The sequence below is a fragment of the Thalassospira marina genome (genome assembly GCF_002844375.1).
Lineage (GTDB): Bacteria > Pseudomonadota > Alphaproteobacteria > Rhodospirillales > Thalassospiraceae > Thalassospira > Thalassospira marina.
In genome coordinates this window covers 552,796-571,921 of the sequence record NZ_CP024199.1, presented here as the reverse complement: position 1 = coordinate 571,921, position 19,126 = coordinate 552,796, and the positions used below count along the sequence as shown (strand labels likewise).

The 19,126-nt window shown below is 55.8% G+C and carries 16 protein-coding genes; 6 read left to right on the top strand and 10 right to left on the bottom strand.

Features of this window, described 5'->3' with window-relative positions; genetic code table 11:
• Position 1 precedes the first annotated feature (1 nt).
• The gene (locus tag CSC3H3_RS02525) at positions 2-919 is read left to right on the top strand and encodes a LysR family transcriptional regulator (protein ID WP_101283495.1); all 918 of its coding nucleotides are present in this window, start codon (positions 2-4) and stop codon (positions 917-919) included.
• A gap of 5 nt (positions 920-924) precedes the next feature.
• Here CSC3H3_RS02525 and gluQRS read toward each other — a convergent pair whose 3' ends face one another.
• The 4 genes from gluQRS to CSC3H3_RS02505 all read right to left on the bottom strand — a co-directional run bounded on the left by gluQRS (position 925) and on the right by CSC3H3_RS02505 (position 5,595).
• Entirely contained in the window at positions 925-1,770 is an 846-nt protein-coding gene (gluQRS, locus tag CSC3H3_RS02520; protein WP_101283493.1) for a tRNA glutamyl-Q(34) synthetase GluQRS, read from the bottom strand.
• A gap of 26 nt (positions 1,771-1,796) precedes the next feature.
• On the bottom strand, positions 1,797-3,713 hold the full coding sequence (gene cobT / locus CSC3H3_RS02515; protein ID WP_101271282.1) for a cobaltochelatase subunit CobT: 1,917 nt from the start codon (positions 3,711-3,713) through the stop codon (positions 1,797-1,799).
• An 88-nt stretch (positions 3,714-3,801) separates the two neighbouring features.
• Positions 3,802-4,809, bottom strand: a complete 1,008-nt coding sequence (gene cobS / locus CSC3H3_RS02510) for a cobaltochelatase subunit CobS (protein WP_101271280.1) — start codon at positions 4,807-4,809, stop codon at positions 3,802-3,804.
• 198 nt (positions 4,810-5,007) lie between these two features.
• A complete protein-coding gene (locus CSC3H3_RS02505; protein WP_245881246.1) occupies positions 5,008-5,595 on the bottom strand; it encodes a J domain-containing protein in 588 nt (195 codons plus the stop codon).
• A gap of 231 nt (positions 5,596-5,826) precedes the next feature.
• Here CSC3H3_RS02505 and CSC3H3_RS02500 point away from each other — a divergent pair, with 231 nt between their 5' ends.
• Entirely contained in the window at positions 5,827-6,114 is a 288-nt protein-coding gene (locus CSC3H3_RS02500) for a BolA family protein (protein ID WP_101283491.1), read from the top strand.
• Between the two features lie 100 nt (positions 6,115-6,214).
• Here the strand turns inward: CSC3H3_RS02500 and CSC3H3_RS02495 are convergent, their stop codons facing one another.
• The 6 genes from CSC3H3_RS02495 to CSC3H3_RS02470 form a co-directional block, all read right to left on the bottom strand.
• The gene (locus CSC3H3_RS02495; protein WP_157831807.1) at positions 6,215-7,561 is read right to left on the bottom strand and encodes a hypothetical protein; all 1,347 of its coding nucleotides are present in this window, start codon (positions 7,559-7,561) and stop codon (positions 6,215-6,217) included.
• Between the two features lie 422 nt (positions 7,562-7,983).
• Entirely contained in the window at positions 7,984-8,574 is a 591-nt protein-coding gene (locus tag CSC3H3_RS02490; protein ID WP_101283487.1) for a DUF2889 domain-containing protein, read from the bottom strand.
• Between the two features lie 327 nt (positions 8,575-8,901).
• On the bottom strand, positions 8,902-9,351 hold the full coding sequence (locus CSC3H3_RS02485) for a CBS domain-containing protein (RefSeq protein ID WP_101271271.1): 450 nt from the start codon (positions 9,349-9,351) through the stop codon (positions 8,902-8,904).
• A 279-nt stretch (positions 9,352-9,630) separates the two neighbouring features.
• Complete coding sequence (locus CSC3H3_RS02480) at positions 9,631-10,905, bottom strand: HlyC/CorC family transporter (protein ID WP_101283485.1); 1,275 nt, start codon at positions 10,903-10,905, stop codon at positions 9,631-9,633.
• A gap of 162 nt (positions 10,906-11,067) precedes the next feature.
• Positions 11,068-12,186, bottom strand: a complete 1,119-nt coding sequence (aroB, locus tag CSC3H3_RS02475; protein WP_101283483.1) for a 3-dehydroquinate synthase — start codon at positions 12,184-12,186, stop codon at positions 11,068-11,070.
• Entirely contained in the window at positions 12,183-12,785 is a 603-nt protein-coding gene (locus CSC3H3_RS02470) for a shikimate kinase (RefSeq protein ID WP_245881245.1), read from the bottom strand. The genes aroB and CSC3H3_RS02470 overlap by 4 nt, the downstream gene beginning before the upstream one ends.
• A 646-nt stretch (positions 12,786-13,431) precedes the next feature.
• Between CSC3H3_RS02470 and CSC3H3_RS02465 the strand changes: the two genes are divergently transcribed.
• The 4 genes from CSC3H3_RS02465 (at position 13,432) to CSC3H3_RS02450 (ending at position 19,064) form a co-directional block, all read left to right on the top strand.
• Complete coding sequence (locus CSC3H3_RS02465; RefSeq protein WP_101283481.1) at positions 13,432-15,444, top strand: antifreeze glycopeptide; 2,013 nt, start codon at positions 13,432-13,434, stop codon at positions 15,442-15,444.
• A gap of 23 nt (positions 15,445-15,467) precedes the next feature.
• Positions 15,468-16,409 carry a site-specific tyrosine recombinase XerD gene (xerD, locus tag CSC3H3_RS02460; RefSeq protein ID WP_101283479.1) on the top strand — a complete coding sequence of 314 codons (942 nt, stop codon included), beginning with the start codon at positions 15,468-15,470 and terminating at the stop codon, positions 16,407-16,409.
• 224 nt (positions 16,410-16,633) lie between these two features.
• A complete protein-coding gene (locus CSC3H3_RS02455; RefSeq protein ID WP_101283477.1) occupies positions 16,634-18,532 on the top strand; it encodes a GGDEF domain-containing protein in 1,899 nt (632 codons plus the stop codon).
• A 178-nt stretch (positions 18,533-18,710) separates the two neighbouring features.
• Positions 18,711-19,064, top strand: coding sequence for a hypothetical protein (locus CSC3H3_RS02450; protein WP_101283475.1), 354 nt, complete (start codon positions 18,711-18,713; stop codon positions 19,062-19,064).
• Positions 19,065-19,126 lie beyond the last annotated feature (62 nt).

Sequence of the window (19,126 nt, the reverse complement as noted above, 5' to 3'; positions counted from 1 at the left end):
GATGAAACAGTATCTGACAGAAATGAACAGCTTTGCCGTTGTGATCGAACAGGGTGGTTTTACCGCCGCGGCAAAGGTTTTGGGTGTTTCCAAGGGGTTAATCAGCCAGCAGATATCGCGGCTGGAAGAAGCATTGGGGACCAAACTTTTGTTCCGGTCCACCCGCCGGTTGGAGCTGACGGAAACTGGCGAGGCATTTTTGGGTTATTGCCAGCGCCTGGGCGAAAATGCCGATGCGGCCTTTGACGCGGTTGAAAGCCTGCGCAAAAGCCCGACGGGGATTGTGCGCATTACGGTGCCGGTATCGTTTGGCGAGATATTTTTAAACGATATCATTGCCAGTTTTCAGGCGGAAAATCCCGGCATCATCATCGAACTGGAACTGGAAAACCGATATCGCGACTTACGGGCTGACCCGGTTGATATGGCCATTCGTGCGGGCCTGCCTGATGACCCGGACCAGATCGCCATTCCATTAGGGCAATTATCCGAACTGGTTTGTGCCAGCCCGGTCTATTGGCAAAGCCAGCCGCCGGTGCAAACCCCGGATGATTTACGCAACCATAACTGCATCAATAATTTTCATTACTGCAAGGATCATCGCTGGCTGTTTTTTGGCAAGGACGGCCCGGTATCGGTGCTGGTGGATGGCAATTTGCGGCTTAACCATTACCCGCTTATTCGCAATGCCGTGTGCAAGGGGCTGGGTGTTGCCCGCCTGCCGCGCTACATCGCCATGACAGAGATTGATGCAGGACGCCTTGAAACCCGGTTAGATGATTTCACATCCCCGCGCAGCCCCATCAGCCTTGTTTACCCCTATCAGGGCGCACAACCGCTTAAAAACCGCTTATTCATCGATTTTATCCGCAACTGGTTTTATGGGCGGCCCCATTTGCTGGAAACAAATACCGGCTGACCGGATTATCGGGATAAAGGCCCGATCCGCGCCAAAACATCTTCAATGCTCATGCCTGCATCGCGCATGGATTGTAGGGTTTCAGATTTATCGCGCTTGGCAAAGCGTTTGCCATCCGGCCCGATCAGCAATTTGTGGTGATGATATTCCGGCACATCGTAGCCCAGCAATTCCTGCAACAGGCGGTGCAGGTGGCTGGCGAAAAACAGGTCTTCGCCGCGTGTGACCAGCGAAATGCCCTGCAAATGGTCATCATGGGTGACGGAAACATGGTAGCTGGTTGGGGTATCCTTGCGGGCCAAGACCACATCACCAAAAATTTCGGGCACGGCCAGTTGCCGCCCAGCAGCACGGTCATGCCAGTAAAGGCGACGGCCTGCCTGCTTTATTGCCTGCCCCATATCCAGACGCAGGGCGTAGGATTCGCCTGCTTCCATGCGATCGTGGCGTTCCTGCGCGCCAAGGTGGCGGCACGTACCGGGATAAAGCGCGCCATCCGGGCCATGCGGGGCGTTGCCGATGCGTGCAATTTCCGCCTGGATTTCCTTGCGGGTGCAAAAGCACGGATAGAGCAGGCCCCGTTCGCTTAGACGGTCCAGCACGAATTGGTAATCGCTGAAATGGGCGGACTGAATGCGCACCGGCTGTTCCCAGTGTAAGCCCAGCCAGGCAAGATCATCGTAAATGGCGGTGATAAATTCGGGGCGGCAGCGTGTTTGGTCGATATCTTCGATACGCAACAAGAATCTACCGCTGGCACCGGCATTTTGCGCGGCAAACAGCGCCGATGCCGCATGGCCCAAATGCAGATAGCCCGTCGGGCTGGGGGCAAACCGGGTGATGTCACCCATGCTTGCCCCGCACACCGAATGGGAAATTACCAGCGATCCTTGTCGCCATGGCCCTTATCCTTGGCCGTGTCGGCCGCGACATGGCGCAGCGGCCGTTTGGGGCCACGTTTGGGTTTTTCATCGAACAGGTCCGAAAGTTCGCGCAGCATGGTGCCGCCCAGTTCTTCGGGGTCGTTAATGGTGACGGCATGCTGGTAATAGCGGGTCACATCGTGGCCAATACCAATTGCCAGCAATTCCACCGGCGAACGGGTCTGGATCCAGTCGATGACTTCGCGCAAATGGCGTTCCAGATAATTGCCGGAATTGACCGACAGGGTGGAATCATCAACCGGCGCCCCGTCGGAAATAACCATCAGGATACGGCGCTGTTCATTCCGCGCCAGCAGCCGTTCATGCGCCCACAGCAATGCTTCGCCGTCGATATTTTCCTTAAGCAGGCCTTCGCGCAACATCAGGCCAAGGTTTTTGCGCGCGCGACGCCAGGGCGTATCGGCGGCCTTGTAAATAATGTGGCGCAAATCATTCAGACGGCCCGGTTTGGGCGGCTTACCGGATTCGACCCAGGATTCACGCGACTGCCCGCCTTTCCATTGCCGGGTGGTGAAACCAAGGATTTCAACCTTGACCCCGCAGCGTTCCAGCGTGCGCGCCAGAATATCGGCCGACAGGGCGGCAATGGTAATGGGGCGTCCGCGCATGGAACCGGAATTATCGATCAGCAGGGTGACGACGGTATCACGAAAATCGGTATCGTGTTCCAGCTTGAAGGATAGCGGCGTTGACGGCGTTGCCACGATACGCGCCAGCTTGGCCGCATCCAGGATGCCTTCTTCAAGGTCAAAATCCCAGCCGCGGTTCTGCTGCGCCATCAGGCGGCGTTGCAGGCGGTTGGCAATACGTGACACCACGCTTTGCAGTGCTGCCAGCTGCTTGTCGAGCATGGCGCGCAGGCGGGCCAGTTCCATGCTTTCGCAGAGTTCATCGGCAAAGACGATTTCATCGAACTCGCGGGTGAACGGCTCGTATCCGCGTTCCAGCGGTTCGTTGCGACCATCAAATTCCGGCTGTTCGCCCGGCCCGGCAGGCTGTTCTTCCTGGGACTGTGCTTCAAGCTGCTGGTCGTCAATGTCGCCTTCGCCCGATTCCGCGTCATCAGCACCACTTTCCTGCTGCTGATCATCGCCATCGGGGTCGGTTTCGTCGCTATCGCCCTGTTCGCCGCCCTGGCTTTCCTGTTCATTGTCCGGGGCATCTTCGCCGTCCTGCTGGTCCTGATCGTCGCCTTCCTGTTCGGGCGGATCTTCCAGAAGGTCGTCTTCCAGCGACAGATGATCCAGCAAGCGGCGCATCCCGCGCGAAAATGCTTCCTGATCATCAAGCAAAGACTGCAATTCAGCCAGATCGCTGCCGGCCTTTTCCTCGATCTCGGAACGCCAGAGGTCGATCAGGTTGCGGGCGGAATCAGGTGCCTTTTCGCCCGTAAACAATTCACGCGCCAGCATGCCGATGGCGTCGGCAAAGGGGGCATCGTCACGCGATGTTACACGATGAAAATTTTTGGCCTTGTATTCGGCATCCTCGTGCGCACGCAGGTTTTTGCGCACACCGGGAAAATAGCGCGAACCAAGGGCCTCGTAACGGGCGGATTCAAGGGCCTCGTAAACGGCCTGGGCCTCGGCACTTTCGGGCATGCGTTTTTGATGCAGGGCCGCATCATGGTGACGCAATTTCAGGGCCCAGCCATCGGCCACACCGCGCAGATCGGCGACTTCATCCTTGGGCAGGGCCTGTTTGGGCATGGGCAGGCGCACATGTTCGCCATAGCCGCCCGGGCGACCACCCTTGACAAAGCCGACCTCCAGATCATTGCGACCAGCCAGCGCGCGAAATGTCGCCGCCGTGCCGCGCAGAAATCCGGAAAGCGCTTCGTCGTTTTTCATCGCTTGCTGTCTCGTATCCGTCTGGGGGTTATGATGCTGCAGGCCAAAAGACAGCCTGCAGCAAACCGGTCACATCAAGGGCGTGTGCCTAGCGAACCATCACGTTAATCGCGCTTTGCGGCAGTTCCTCGCCAAAGCAACGCTGGTAATATTCAGCCAGGATCGGCCGTTCAACCTCGTCACAGCGGTTCAGGAACGTCACACGGAAAGCATAGGCGACATCGTTGAAAATCTCGGCGTTTTCCGCCAGCGTGATCACGGTACGCGGGCTCATCACCGTTGAAATATCACCAGCGACAAAACCCTGACGGGTCAGATTGGCAAGGGCCACCATCGCCTCGATCTTGCTGCGGCCATCGGGGGTATCAAAGCTGGGCACCTTGGCGGTAACGATGTTGGTTTCATCAGCCACCGGCAGATAGTTCAGCGTTGCAATGATCGACCAGCGGTCCATCTGGGCCTGGTTGATCTGCTGGGTGCCATGATAAAGGCCCGTGGTATCGCCAAGGCCCACCGTGTTCGAGGTGGCAAACAGGCGGAAATGCGAATGCGGGTGGATGACCTTGTTCTGATCCAGCAGGGTCAGTTTACCATCGACTTCAAGCACACGCTGGATCACGAACATCACATCCGGGCGACCGGCATCATATTCGTCAAACACCATGGCGACCGGGCGTTTAAGCGCCCAGGGCAAAATGCCTTCGCGGAATTCGGTAATCTGTTTGCCATCGCGCAGGACAATGGCGTCCTTGCCGATCAGGTCAATACGGCTGATATGGCTGTCAAGGTTAACGCGGACACACGGCCAGTTCAGGCGGGCAGCCACCTGTTCGATATGGGTGGATTTACCCGTGCCATGATAGCCCTGAATCATCACACGGCGGTTGTGGGCAAAGCCCGCAAGAATGGCCAGTGTGGTATCGCGGTCAAATCGGTAGGTCGGATCACTTGCCGGGACATGTTCGCTGCTCTGGCTGAAAGCCGGCACCATCATGTCGCTATCAATACCGAATGCCTCACGCACGGAAATCTTGGTGTCGGGTGCATCCAACGGATGTTCTGCTGCTACACCACTCGCTTCGTAACCTTGGCTCATAAGTACTCGCGCATTTAAAGACCGGTTGCTCCGGCCGAATGTGTCATCTTTCTCATTAATAACGATTAAGCCGCCGCGAACAAAGGAAAGTTACGGAATTTTTTGCCTTTGGGGTAAAAACCTGTATTCGCAGCACTTTCCGGGATGGTGTGCCGATTGGCAAAGCCTGCAAAAGGCCGGGCCATGGGACATGAGGGCTTAAATCGAAACCCGCGCCTCAAGATCGCGGATATAGGTCATCAGGCTGGAATAGGCCGCACTGATGCTTTTGAACCGTTCTTCGGCGCGTTTGTCGCCACCATTGGCATCGGGGTGGTATTTTTTCGACAGTTGTTTGTATTTGGATTTCAGCTCGTCCTTGGAAAACGGCCAACCCAGATCAAGCGTTGCCATGGCCTGCTGCTGTTCGCGCGGCATACCAAGCGCACCGGCACGGCGTGCGGCATCCTCGGCATTGCGTTCACGGCGATTGGCATTGGGGTCCCCACCGGGGCCATGGTGGGTTTGTTCGCCATCTTCGTTGAAAAAGCCAAAGCCATCCGAAAATTTGAAATCGAATGGTTTTTTAGCGCCGCGAATATGCCCGAACTGCCATGTCGGACGCTGCCAATGGGTATCGCGGCGCACATGTTCTTCAATATCATCGGCTTTCATGCCGCTGAAATAGTCCCAGGACTTGTTGTATTGGCGAACATGTTCCAGACAGAACTGATAATAGGTGCTCAGGCTCCGGTCTTTGGGTGCCCGAAATTCCCCATGCTCCGCACAGCCGGGCCAATCGCACACCGGCAGATCGGGCTCGGTAAAATACAACGTCTTGCGTTTGTTTCGTTGCGCTCTGTTCATAGGGGTTTATATGTTCGGAACAATCAAGGGACGCAATATCATATGTGTCGATTGCGAACGATAAAAGGATTGAAAAAGCCTGCCCGGTTCAAAAAACCGGCGTAATGAACGCCACAGTTTTTACGGCGGGTATTTTCACACGCAATCCTTCCAACAATTAGAGAATGTTACATGCAGGTTGCCCAGCAAATTCGCGATATCATCACCGCACAGTTCGCGCCGGAAAAACTCGAACTGATTGACGATTCAGCCAAGCATGCCGGGCATTCCGGTGCGGATCCGCGCGGCGAATCCCATTTTTCCCTGCTGATCGTTTCCCAAAGCTTTGAAGGGCAGAACCGGGTTAATCGCCAGCGGCTGGTTTATACCGCCCTTGACGATCTGCTGAAAAACCGGGTGCATGCCCTGGCCCTGAAAACCATGACGCCCGATGAATGGGCGAAGCTGGCAGGCTCGTAAAATGACAAGGATGGTGGCCGCAACCCACGGGCCAAAGACCCGGTTGCGCCGCCACCTGCCATGATTTGGCAGGCATGTGCCAACATGCAATCACCCGCGATCAATAATCTTCGGCATCCAGTGCGGCGGTCACATCCAGCCCGACGGTGAGGGCGGCAACGACCTCGCCAGTTTCCGGGTCGGTCAGTGGCAGGGTGATTTGCGATAAAAATTTCGATGTCGAGGGATCGTAATAGATATCGGCGATCTGGACGGCATCGGGTGACGGGTCTTTAAAGATTGAAAACTTGCTTTCGCCGGACTGGTCATAATTGCTGGTCGGGCTAGACATGCCGACAACCAGCCCGTCACGATTGAAAATGAAGGCTTCGGCAAATTTGATATCGCGGTTGCGATAGGCCCGCTGCAGATAGGTTGAAACTTCGTTTTGCAAAATATCGGCCGCGAGGCGCGATGCCGTGCCATTGGCGCTGGCTTCCTGCCATTCGCGGTCCAGCCGGGCGATTGTTTCGCGGTCCGGTGCATCGCCAACGCTGGGATCGGCCTTGTGTCCCAGATTATGCAAAGCGCTGATCAGGGCCGGGGCGCGCATCAGCTGGCGGATACGGCCCACTTCATCGCGAATAATACGCTGTTGTTCATGGTGATCCAGGCGGACAGCGGCAGGCCCGCATTCGGTCAAAGCGCGGTTCAGCTTTTTTACGGTATCGGGGTGGCTGGCGGTGTAGTCGCGGGCAAAATACATGACCAGCGGCATGTAATGGGCAAAGCGTTCGGTAAACTGGTCGGCTGCGATTTTCATATCGTCGCGAATGCGGGCAAAGGCCTGCTGGTCGATCAGGGCGAAATCAACCCGGCCCATTTGCAACAGGCTGACCAGCGAATGCAGGGATGGCGCATGGACAACATCCTGATAGCCCTGGTCAATGATCCATTCGGCCTCGTTCGAGCCCAGAACAACCCCCAACGTTACCTTCTGATCCGGATGGGGAATACGTGATTGCTGGTCACTGACATTATGCAGCGACACCCACACCCATTTTTCCAGCGCCAGTGGCGAGGTTGGTTCGGCGTAAATTGCCATTTCCGATGAAATGCGCGACAGGAAAAAACCATCGGCCTGGCCCTTGCGGGTCATGTCGCGGTTGCGCTGGCGCGGGGCAAGGGTAATGCCGTAATCGACATCGATTTTACGAAAGGCGCAATCAAGCAGACGGATGGTTGACCCGGTTAACGCGCCATTGACCAGTTCCTGATAGGGCGGCTGCAGGTTGGTTTGCAAAACCAGAAAGTTTTTACCGCCCTGTGCGGCCTTTGCCCGGTGGCACCCTGCCACCGCGAAAACCACACTTAAAAGGGCGGCAAACAGCACCAGCCTGCCCAGCCGGCTGGCGGCATCTGCAATGCCGTATTCCGCTTTATGACAGCCTGAAACCCCACGAACCACTTTTGCCCCCACCTGGCACCGAACCCCATCTATCCGTGCGATATTGGCGTATTAACGGGCAAAAACAACCCCTTTGGGATAGGTATCCTAATCTAAAAGCTAGGATGCCAACAGAATCAACGCAAAGCGCCCTGCACTTTATAAAACCTGAACAGGTATTTTGGGTACATTTTTACATCCGGCGGTATTGAATTTGGTGCGAATCCAGCGCCCGCCTAGTGGAAAACCAAAGATTGGGAAGTCATCAATAAGCCGATAACCAGGCATTTCACCACCCGGAGCCGGGAAAGAAAAGGACGGCTTTATCCATGCAACAGCCTGCAAACCGGCTGGCAAGGTCCGAAAAGAAGAACATCCGCCAGACCAGCCGATCGCAGCAGCCCGGTCACAAAGTTACGGTCCGCACCGCCCTGCGGCGTTAATCAGTCCGCATCCGCGCCAGTATAGCTGTCCGGGGCGATGCGTTTGACGGCCGCGCCATCGCTGCGCCAGCCATGGCAGCTATTGACCAGCGGGCTGCGGCGTTTGCGTGGTGTTGCGGTGCCCGCGGCTTCTTCGCGGCGCTGTTTTTCGGCGGCTTCGCGTGCGCGAATGGGGAAAATGGTTTGAAAGGCGGTTGTTGCGACCGGCCCCATCAGTTCGGTTAAATGGGTGCAGCCATAAATGCCGCCAACCCGTTCGCGGATTTGCTGTTTAAGGCCCGGGCCGATTTTAAGGCCGACCAGTTTATCGTAATTGGGGGCAATCTCGCCACAGGCGGCAAAAGGGGCGTGGTCGGTTACGGCTTCGGCAGCCTGAATGACCATGTCGTTGCCCACGGTAATGCGCAGCCACATTTGATGGATCGGCTCGCCGGGCGGGATTTCGCCGCGATCATGGTTTTCAAAACCATATGTTTTGACATCGGTAATATGCCCTTCGATATCCCAAAGACCATCGGCACGCCGATAGCCCGTGCAGGTTACCTTGCGGGTATGAATATGTTCGCGCGGGGCGGGATCTGACAGGGGCATTTTTCTCTCCTTTACGTAAACGTAAAGACAGAACATACCCCGCTGTCAACTCTGAAACGCGCAAGCTGGCCTAATACGGTGTCTTTGCCCGCCATATACCACCAATGCCGCCTGCCCCTTTGCCATCCGCGCAAGAACAAAGTTGCAGACCAACAATTCCCGCCGCCAACACACCGGGAAGGGAAGGTCTAGCATCGTCTGGTATGGTATGGCAGAACCGCCATCACCTTTCCATCACCACGCACCAAACTGCACCACACGGGCAAGATGCCCGTACGTGCGCCAGACACACAAGTTTGGTTTTATCTGCTGTTACACCGGCCCGGATCAGGCAACGCCGTAATCAGAACCGAAAATGAATTTTTCCCGGTCGCGGACTTCGTCCTCCAACCCGGCCTTTACCACATTAAACAGGTCACGGATGGAAACCATGCCAACCACTGTTTCACCATCCACCACGGGTAGGTGGCGATAGCGATGTTCGCTCATCAGTGACAGGGCTTCACGCGCGCTGTCATCGGGGCGCAGGGTATCGGGGTTGGCGGTCATGACGTCGGCCAGTGGTGTTTTTGCCGGATCAAGCTTTTTGGCGGCAACCCGGTTTACAAGGTCGCGTTCGGTAAAGATGCCCGAAAGCCTGGCGGAATCATCCACGATGATGACCGCACCAATTTTGCGTTCGCTCATCAATAAAACCGCATCCATTACGGAATCGGCGGGGTTTAAAGTGGCAAGGGACTGTTCCTTCACGAGACCCGGTACGATTTTTGTGTCCATTTTGTCTCTCTATGCGGTTTGCTGTTGCCGTTTAATGGCACCCAGAGCGCACCCCTTGATAACCGGCACGCATGCCATCACCCGGAAATTTTAACCGATAAGTAGAATGTTTTCGACCATTTAACGCGTGATCGCGCATTTTTCCGTCGCTTTTCCCCAAACAAAACACCCCGCAGAAAACTGCGGGGTGTTGCATGAAGGGCTATATGAAGTGTTGCATGACAGGCGTTAGAACCGCGGACGGCTTACGCAAATGCGAAACAGGCCCGTCACATAAAATCATTCTTCTTCGGTGGCAGGAACACTGTCGCCCGGACGCAATTTAACCCGTGTGACCTGGTTGCGAACGCGGCGCAGAACCTCGAATTCCAGCCCGTGAAAACGGAACTGCTGGCCAACATCGGGAATGCGCCGGGTTTCATAGAGCAAAAGCCCGGCAATGGTGGCGGCTTCTTCGTCGGGCAGGCGCCAGCCAAAACGGCGGTTCAAATCGCGAATGGTAACATCGCCGCGCACAATGACCGATCCATCGGCCTGCGGCTGAACGCCGACCACTTCAACGTCGGTTTCATCGGCAATGTCGCCAACGATTTCTTCAAGAATGTCTTCAAGCGAAACCACACCTTCAAAGGCACCATATTCGTCCACGACAATGGCAAAATGTTCGTGACGTTCCTTAAAGGCCTTTAGCTGGTCGGCAAGGGTGGTTGAATCGGGAATGAACCACGGCTTGGCCGCAAGTGCGCGGATATCATCGGCATTTTCGGGTTTGTTGCCCCGTACAATTGCCTTGAGCACTTCGCGCGCATGCAACACACCGACGATATTATCCGGGTCATTCTCATAGATCGGGATACGGGTGTGCGGGCTTGCCAGCACCGTTTCAAGAATTTCATCAAGGGATCGGGAAACATCGATCATTTGCACCTTGCGACGATGCACCATGATTTCCCAAACCCCGACATCATCAAGGTCGAGAATACCGTGCAACATCGCACGTTCAGCCTGATGGTCGCCGATCACCTCGTCATCGGCATGAAGTTCGATTGCGCCGCGCAATTCGCGTTCGCTATCGGTGCCGGGGCCGTCGCTGCTGCCAAACAGATGCATGGTGGCACGCACAATCACCTGGATCGCCTCGGTTACCGGGGCAAACAGGGTGACCAGAAATTTCATGGGCCGGGCAACGCGCAACGCCATGCTGTCTGCATGTTTCAGGGCATAGGTTTTTGGCAGGATTTCCGCAAAAATCAGGACAAGTGCCGTCATGACCGCAGTGGCATAAACCACACCATTCGGACCAAACATCGTGATCATGACAGATGTTGCCATGGCGGATGCCAGAATATTGACCAGGTTGTTGCCCAGCAGGATGGCGCCAATCAAGCGTTCCTGCTTTTCACGCAGGCGGTTAACCACCCCGGCACGGGCGTCTCCGTCCTGTTCCTTGTGATGCATGATCGAACGCGATGCCGCCGTCAGCGCCGTTTCCGACCCCGAAAAAAATGCAGACAACATCAGCAGGATAAAAATCACGACGATCGTGATTGTCATGCGGTCCCCTCGTCCTCAGAACGGCGACTATCGCCCGAAAACATCAAATGGTTCATTTTCAAGTACACAAAGCCCAGCCTGCCATAAACCGGCAGGCCGGGGCAATTTTCGATCCTTGTGCCACCCCGCCCGCTACCAGCAGCAGGCCCGCGGCAAAGGCCCTTACTGCGCGCGGCAGGACCGCGAAATGGCAGCGCGCATTTTGCCCACATCCATTTCGCGCGATGTAAATGCCTTGCCGATGCCGCGCGTCATGACAAAGGTAATCTGCCCGTCGCGGACCTTTTTATCGCGCGACATATGGCTGATCAGGCGGTCCACATCCCAGTGCACACCGGCAATTTGCGACGCACGCACCGGCAGGCCAACTGCCTGCAGATGGTTGATAATGCGCGTGGTATCCTGTGCCGGGGCCATGCCCATTGCCGCACAGACATCATGCGCGATCACCATGCCCATTGCCACGGCCTCGCCATGCAAAAGCCGCCCGTCATAGCCAAGTTCGGCTTCAAACGCGTGGCCAAAGGTATGCCCCAGATTAAGCAGGGCACGTTTGCCGCTTTCGCGTTCATCCTGTGACACAACACGGGCCTTGGCCGAACAGCTGCGATAAACGGCCAGCTTGCGTTCTTCGCCATCGCGCGCAATTACCGCTTCGGCATTGTTTTCCAGCCATTCAAAGAAATCCGGCTCGTCGATCAGGCCATATTTGGCCACTTCGGCATAACCTGCCAGAATTTCGCGTTTTGGCAGGGTATCAAGCACCGATGTATCGGCCAGAACCAGGCGCGGCTGATGAAAGGCCCCGACAAGGTTTTTGCCCGATTTGGAATTGATACCGGTTTTACCGCCCACCGAGCTATCGACCTGCGAAAGCAGGGTGGTCGGGATTTGGACGAAATCCAGCCCGCGCAGAAGCGAAGCAGCCACATACCCGCCCAGATCACCAATCACGCCACCGCCCAGTGCAATAATCAGGGTGGAACGTTCAATGCCAAAGGCCAGGATCTGTTCGATCACGCTTTCAAAGGTGGCAAAGCTTTTGGAGGCCTCGCCCGCCGGCACCACAACACTGCGATAGGAAATACCGGCATCATCGAGCGATGCTTCGACGGTGGGCAAATGCAGCTTTGCAACGCTGCTGTCAGTCAGGATGACAACACCGGCAGCACGGGCAAAAGGCGCAACATATTTGCCGGTATCGGGCAAAAGGCCACTGCCGATTACGATATCGTAACTGCGATCACCAAGTTCAACGCGAAGGGTTTCTGCACTGTTCAAGATTTCAACTTTCCATTTTCGTCAAAGGCATTTGCCAAAGCGGCAAGCACCCCGTCGCGGGTATCTTCCTTGGAAGCATCACCGCAATCAAATGTCACATTGGCACCGGCATATACCGGGTAACGGGTTTCAATCAGATCAGCGAGAATCTGGCGCGGATTACCGTTATTGAGCAACGGGCGATGTGGTCGCCCGGCTGTACGGTGCACCAACACATCCAGATCGGCACGCAGCCAGACCGAAACACCTTTTTCCAAAATCAGTTTGCGGGTTTGTTCACGGATAAAGGCACCGCCACCGGTTGCCAGTACAACCTGATCCCCTTCCAGCAGGCGCGCGATCACGCGTTCTTCGCCATCCCGGAAGGCGTCTTCGCCATACAGCCTGAAAATGTCGGCAATCGAGCAGCCGGCCGCTTCCTCGATTTCACGGTCGGCATCGATGAAGGGCAGGTCCAGCGTTTTGGCGACCATGCGCCCGATGCAGCTTTTTCCTGCGCCCATCAGGCCGACAAAAACCAGCGACCGGTTGTTCAAACCGGCAGAGATTTGTGCGGCGATATCCGTGTGCAAACCCGAATCGGCACTTTTACTGTCCATGACCGGTTTGCATTCCTGTTTTAACATGTTCATACGGTCCCTTGACCGCCTGATACAATTGACACTGTTGTACAATTCTTTAGGGCACGGTAGCGCGGAACGCAAGCAAACCGCATGGTGAAATTGCAAACAGTGTGCGGAACATCATCCTGACCATAAAATGATGGCACCCAAATGCCGATCGTGCCCGGATAAAAAATGAACCCTTACACAACCCGCAGAAATGCCTGAGGCGCGCCATGTCGTTGCCCGGTCAATAAAACGGGGTGCAATGGGTGGGGTATTCAGTGTCTGACATATGGCTTTCGGCGGGGAAACAGGCTGCCATTTCGGCGGCGACACAGGCCATTTTGATCATATTTATCGGCTGTTATCCTAAAAATGACATACAATTATTAACGTTCTCGGCCCTAGACTGCCTTGGTCCTGCCGAATTAGGATGTAAGCAGTTATTATCGAAGTGGCTGATTTCTCGGTCAGAACACCCAAACCAAAGCTTGAGAGCCCATGAAAATTCTATCCCGGATCATTCTGTTTCTGATTATCGCGGTCATTGCGGGCGGCGCCATTTTCCTTGTGACCTGGGACATACCGGCACCGACATCGCAGATCGAACAACCCATCCCTGATTCGAGGTTCAATTAAAATGCGTTCAGGCACCACCAGGGCCTGCCTTGTTGCCTGCCTGACCGGGCTGGGCACCTTGATGCAGGTTATTCCCGCCGGGGCACAGCAAGGCCCCGTTCCCCTGTTTTTGCAAAATCGCAATAACGACACTTCCACTGCAACCGATGGAAATGGCGCGAACGGCAATGGTGCAAATCAGCAAGGGCTGGGCGGTGGAGCCAGCAATGGTGCCGGATCGCAAAATATACCGCAGGGGCCAAACGGTGTTTTTGGCTGGGGTGGCGGAGCTGCCAGTAATGGCGATGAAAATTACCCCACCAACCCCGATGCGGTGCAGACACTGGAACTGAATGCGGTTGATGCCGAATCTGTCGGTATTCTGGATCGCAATTCGGGTGGGCTGGGCGTTGATATGTGGTCGGGGACCACGCGCGACACCGCCGCCCGCCTGATTGATGCCCTGCCCGACCAGCCTGGCAGCCGTGCCATTCGCAATCTGGAACGGCGCCTACTGTTAAGCATTGCTGCGGCACCGGCAGACCACAAGGATATCAGCCTGCTTTCACATCGCGTTGCCAAACTGCAATCGATGGGGGCTTACGGCGATGTGGCAAAGCTGATCAATGCCACCGCGCATAACAAACCATCGGCTGATCTGGCCGAGGCACAGGTAAATGCCCTGCTGGTGACTGGCCAGCTTGATGAAGCCTGTTCTGCCATTGAAGGTTATGGCACCCAGTTTGACACGCCTTTTTGGTTAAAAGCGGCGGTTTATTGCCAGTTACGGGCCAAAAACACATCATCGGCCACCTTCACCACCGACCTGATCCGCGAAGTGGAAGGCGAAAACGACAAGCTTTTCTTTGCGCTGAACAAAGCCATCCGTACCGGCAGCAATGTTTCGCCCGATCTGCTGGTGAATTTGCGCCCGCTTGATGTGGCGATGCTAGAACTGACCAAACAGGGCCTGCCCGCTGGCAAACTGCAAAATGCCGATGCCCCGACCCTGATTGCCTTTGTCAAAAGTGCCAATACCGCAAGCGACCTGAAGCTTGAGGCCGCACGCCTTGCCGAACAGCGCGGCTTTATCACCATTGATGACCTTGCCGGCGCCTATATGGCCGTGACATTCACGTCGGACGAGTTGGCAAATGTTCTTGATGATGCCAGCGAAGAAACACCGGCACGCGAATATGCCAAGCTTTACCAGGCGGCGGCAAAATCCGAAGTGCCTGCTGCACGGGCGGAAATCCTGGCGCATATTTACGAAAATGCGCGCAGCAATGGCGATTACGGCCAGATCGCACGGCTTTGTGCCCCGCTTCTGGAAGATATTCCCATCAATAATGACTTTGCCTGGTTTGCCGCCGATGCCCTGGCAGCCGCCATTTACAGCAATGATCTGGAACGTGCCGGTGGCTGGCTGGCGCAGGCAAAATCATCGGCCAATAATGGCAATTCCATTGAAAGCCGCCTGATCGTTCTGTACCCGGCACTGGTCCTGGCCGGGCTGGAAGATACCGGCGCGGCTGATAATGAACGATCGGCTGCCACCGGCATTGCCCCGGTTGCAACATTTGGCCTGGGTGGTGCGAACACCACCGGCGCACAGGCCCCCGCCACATCGCAGGCACAGGCCCGCCACCGGGCCCGGATGGATGAATGGGCCGAACTGCAAACCGCGCGCAATGACCAGGTTGAAGCCCGCGATGATGCCGAACTGGTCTATAGCCTGTTTGCAGCATTTGGCGTCGAAGTGCCCGAAAAATTCTGGGACAGCCTGTTAACCCAGCCCTATGTGGTTTCCAGTGCCGTGCCCAATGCCGGTGTGGTTCACAAACTGGCACAGGCGGCAGCCACCGGGCAACGCGCCATGGCGGCAAGCCTGGTTGCGATCAGCAATGGCACGCTAGATAGCGACATGCGCAATGCCGTGTCACTGGGCCAGGCCGTTGGCGCATTACGGGCTGTCGGCCTGGAAAATGATGCCCGGCGCATTGCGGTTGAAACCATTCTTGAATCCGGCCTGTAACGGCACAGGGACACAGGTAAACCATGGCATCATCCCCGCGTGACGACCGGCTTGTTTCCGAATTTCTGGAAATGATGGCGGCAGAACGCGGGGCAAGCCGCCATACCCTTGATGCCTATCGCCGTGACCTTGAAGATTACCAGGCATCGTTAAAAGCCGCCAAAACCGACCTGGCAAATGCCCGCCCCGATGATGTGCGCCGGTATTTGAACGAACTGGCAAATGCCGGGCTGGCTGCGCGCACACAGGCCCGCCGGTTATCGGCCGTGCGGCAGTTTCACAAATTCATTTATGGTGATGGCATTCGGGGGGATGACCCCGCCGCCCATATTGACAGCCCACGCCTTGGCACCGTGCTGCCGAAATTTTTATCGACCAGCGAAATTGACAGCCTGATTGAGGCCGCCAACCAGCAGGACGGCATCAAGGGCACCCGCCTGTTGGCGATGGTGGAACTGCTTTATGCCACTGGCATGCGTGTTAGCGAACTGGTCGAACTGCCCTTTAGCGCCGTTGCCCGTGACCCGCAAATGCTGGTCGTGCGGGGCAAGGGCAACAAGGAAAGGCTGGTGCCGCTTTCGGTGCCTGCCAAACAGGCCCTTGCCCAATACATCACCATTCGCGAGGCGTTTATCCCCCTTGATGCCAGCGGGCAGCCGGGGCATTCGCCCTATCTGTTTCCTTCGCGCGGCAAAACCGGCCACCTGACGCGGCAGATGTTTTTAAACATGATCAAGGATCTGGCGGTAAAGGCGGGCATTGCCCCATCGCGGGTATCGCCCCACGTTTTGCGCCATTCATTTGCCAGCCATTTGCTGGCAAACGGGGCCGATTTGCGCAGCCTGCAACAGATGCTGGGCCATTCGGACATTTCAACAACACAGATTTACACCCACGTTATCGAGTCTCGCCTGCGCGGGCTGGTGCAGGAACATCACCCGCTGGCGCACAAAAAGGCCCGCTAGACACACGTCCTGCGCGCAGACTATGCTAAGGCAGGGGCGATAGACCAAATACCATTGTATAGGCATCTCAAACCTTATACTCTGAAATTGGTCGATTGATTGATGTTGTCATATATTCGTCATTCAACCGTCATCAGACTGATACCATTTTTACGATACCAGCTTGCTTATTGCAGCCTGCATATCACCACTGGGTTGCCTAACGATCCGCTGCGCGAGGGTAAATGAGCGTGACGCTCAGATCCGATGAAACCACCGTTCCAATGTCCATTCCTGCGCATCGCCTTGGTCCGCGCGACTGGCCGAAAATCATTGAAACGATCGATTTTGCCTTTCAGCCCATCATCAGCACCCATACCGGACGTGTGTTCGGCTATGAAGCCCTGCTGCGCAACTGGGCCGAGGCCGGTTTCGCATCCATCCAGGATGTTTTCGATACCGCATGGGAAACCGGTGTTTTACACAGCATCGACATGCAGTTCCGTGCCATCGTCATCAATAAATTTGCCCGTTTACCCGGTGCTGACAAATTAAAACTGTTTTACAATTTTGACAGCCGCGTGGTGCGCACCGCCGATTACCGCCCCGGACAGACGGTTGAACTGCTGACCGCAGCGGGGCTGGCACCCGATGCCATCTGCCTTGAAATTTCCGAACGCCACGACATTGCACATGCCCACAATTTCCAGGACATTCTGCTGCGATATCGCGCACAGGGCTTCAAGGTGGCAACCGATGATTACGGCAGCGGCTTTGCCCAGATGCGCGCCCTTTATGATTGCGAACCCGACATCATCAAGATCGACCGGTTCTTTATTGATGGCATGGACAAGGACCGCCGCAAGGAACTGTTCGTTACCCAGATTACCGGGTTTTCCCACCTGATTGGCGCACAGGTTGTTGCCGAAGGTGTTGAAACCCAGGAAGAGCTGATGTGCTGCCGGCGCATTGGCTGTGATTTTGTGCAGGGCTTTTTTGTTGCCCGGCCATCGGTTGAGCTGCCTGAACGCACCGACATCATCCCCAAAATCAGCGAGGTTTTAAACCAGAACCGCCGCCAGGGGGACCATGATGGCGAATTGCTGCGGTCTTTCATGATCGAGGCACAGGCCGTTCCCGACACCATCAAGCCAAACGATATTCTGGATTTTTTCCAGCAGAACGCGGATTCAACCATTGTCCCGGTGATCAATCGCCGGGGTGAGCCGGTGGGGATTATCCGCGATTCCGATTTCAAGGCGTTCATCTATACGCCATTCGGGCGCGAATTGCTGCAGAACCCGTCCAACAGGGCCTATCTGTCGCGGTTTTTGCGGCGCTGCCCGTCGGCTGATATTCGCACCAGCCTGTCCGAACTGCTTGAAACATTCGTCACCACCGATACCCTTGATGGCCTGATCCTGACCGAAGATGGCCGTTACCTGGGCGTTCTGGACCAGCGCGCCCTGCTGCGTGCGGTGAATGAACGCAACACCCTCAATGCGCGGGATGAAAACCCGCTTACCCGCCTGCCGGGTAACAGCGCGATTTACCGTTATGCGGCCAATGCCCTGTCTACGCCGCGCCGTCGCCGCTTTGCCGTTTATTTCGACTTCGACAGTTTCAAACCGTTTAACGACCGTTATGGCTTCCGCCAGGGCGACCGCGCCATTTTGCTGTTCAAGGATATTCTGGGTAAGGCGCTCAGCCAGAATGCCTGGTTTATCGGCCATATTGGCGGCGATGATTTTTTTGCCTATGTGCAGTCGATTGATTTTGAAGAAGCCGTTCTGGCCGTGCGCCGCGCACAGGCAATGTTTGATGAAGAAATCAAAAGCTTCTATGACCCGAAAACCCGTGAAAACGGCTTTTTGCAGGGTAAAGGCCGCGACGGGATTGATAAACGCTTCCCGTTAATGACGGTCAGTGCCGCGCTGATCCGCATTCCGCCGGAACGAACCGACATCACGCTGGACCATATTTCAACCGAAGCGGCAAAACTGAAAGAACAGGCCAAAAACAGCGCGGATCGTTTTGCCAGCGGCATTTACGAAGATGGCGATTCGTATGCCCCCTTCCCCGATATGGAAAATACTGGCGACAGCCAGCATCCTGACGGCGTATTTCCCGGCAGTGAAAACTGAAAATTTAAACCATGAAATCAGTTATTTAACGGAAATCCCAGGGCCATTATAAATGGCACGCAGCCATTATGCGGGTATGGACAAAATTTTGCTTTCCCGTACAAAAAGGCTGGCTATGATATTGGCCGTTTCTGATTGAAGTTTTGCCCTGTAATTCGCGGATACGTCGAACACACCCATGATCGGTAAAATTGGTTCTGGTTATAATGTTGCCGTTCCTGCTGCCCTGCGCCCGGTTGCGCCGGTTGCAGAACGTGCGGCGCGTGGCGATTTTGGCAAGATCATCGACCAAAGCGGCGAGGCCGTTAACCAGGCCGCCCAAAACGACCTGATCACCGATGAAAATGGCGGTCAGAACCTGTCACGTCAGGCAAGCTATGCCAGCGAAACCGAAAGCAGCCCCACCGCCCTGACCATTGATGCCAGCGACAGCGACGGCGTTGCATCGGGCTACAGCAATGGTGGCAAGGCTTCCAATATTGCGGCACTTAACACCCTGCCACGCGGCAGCCGGGTTGATCTGATCGCCTGATCAATACCGCGCCATGCCAACCTATCCCTGCTGTGCAATGCCCCAGCCGCGATGATTGCGGA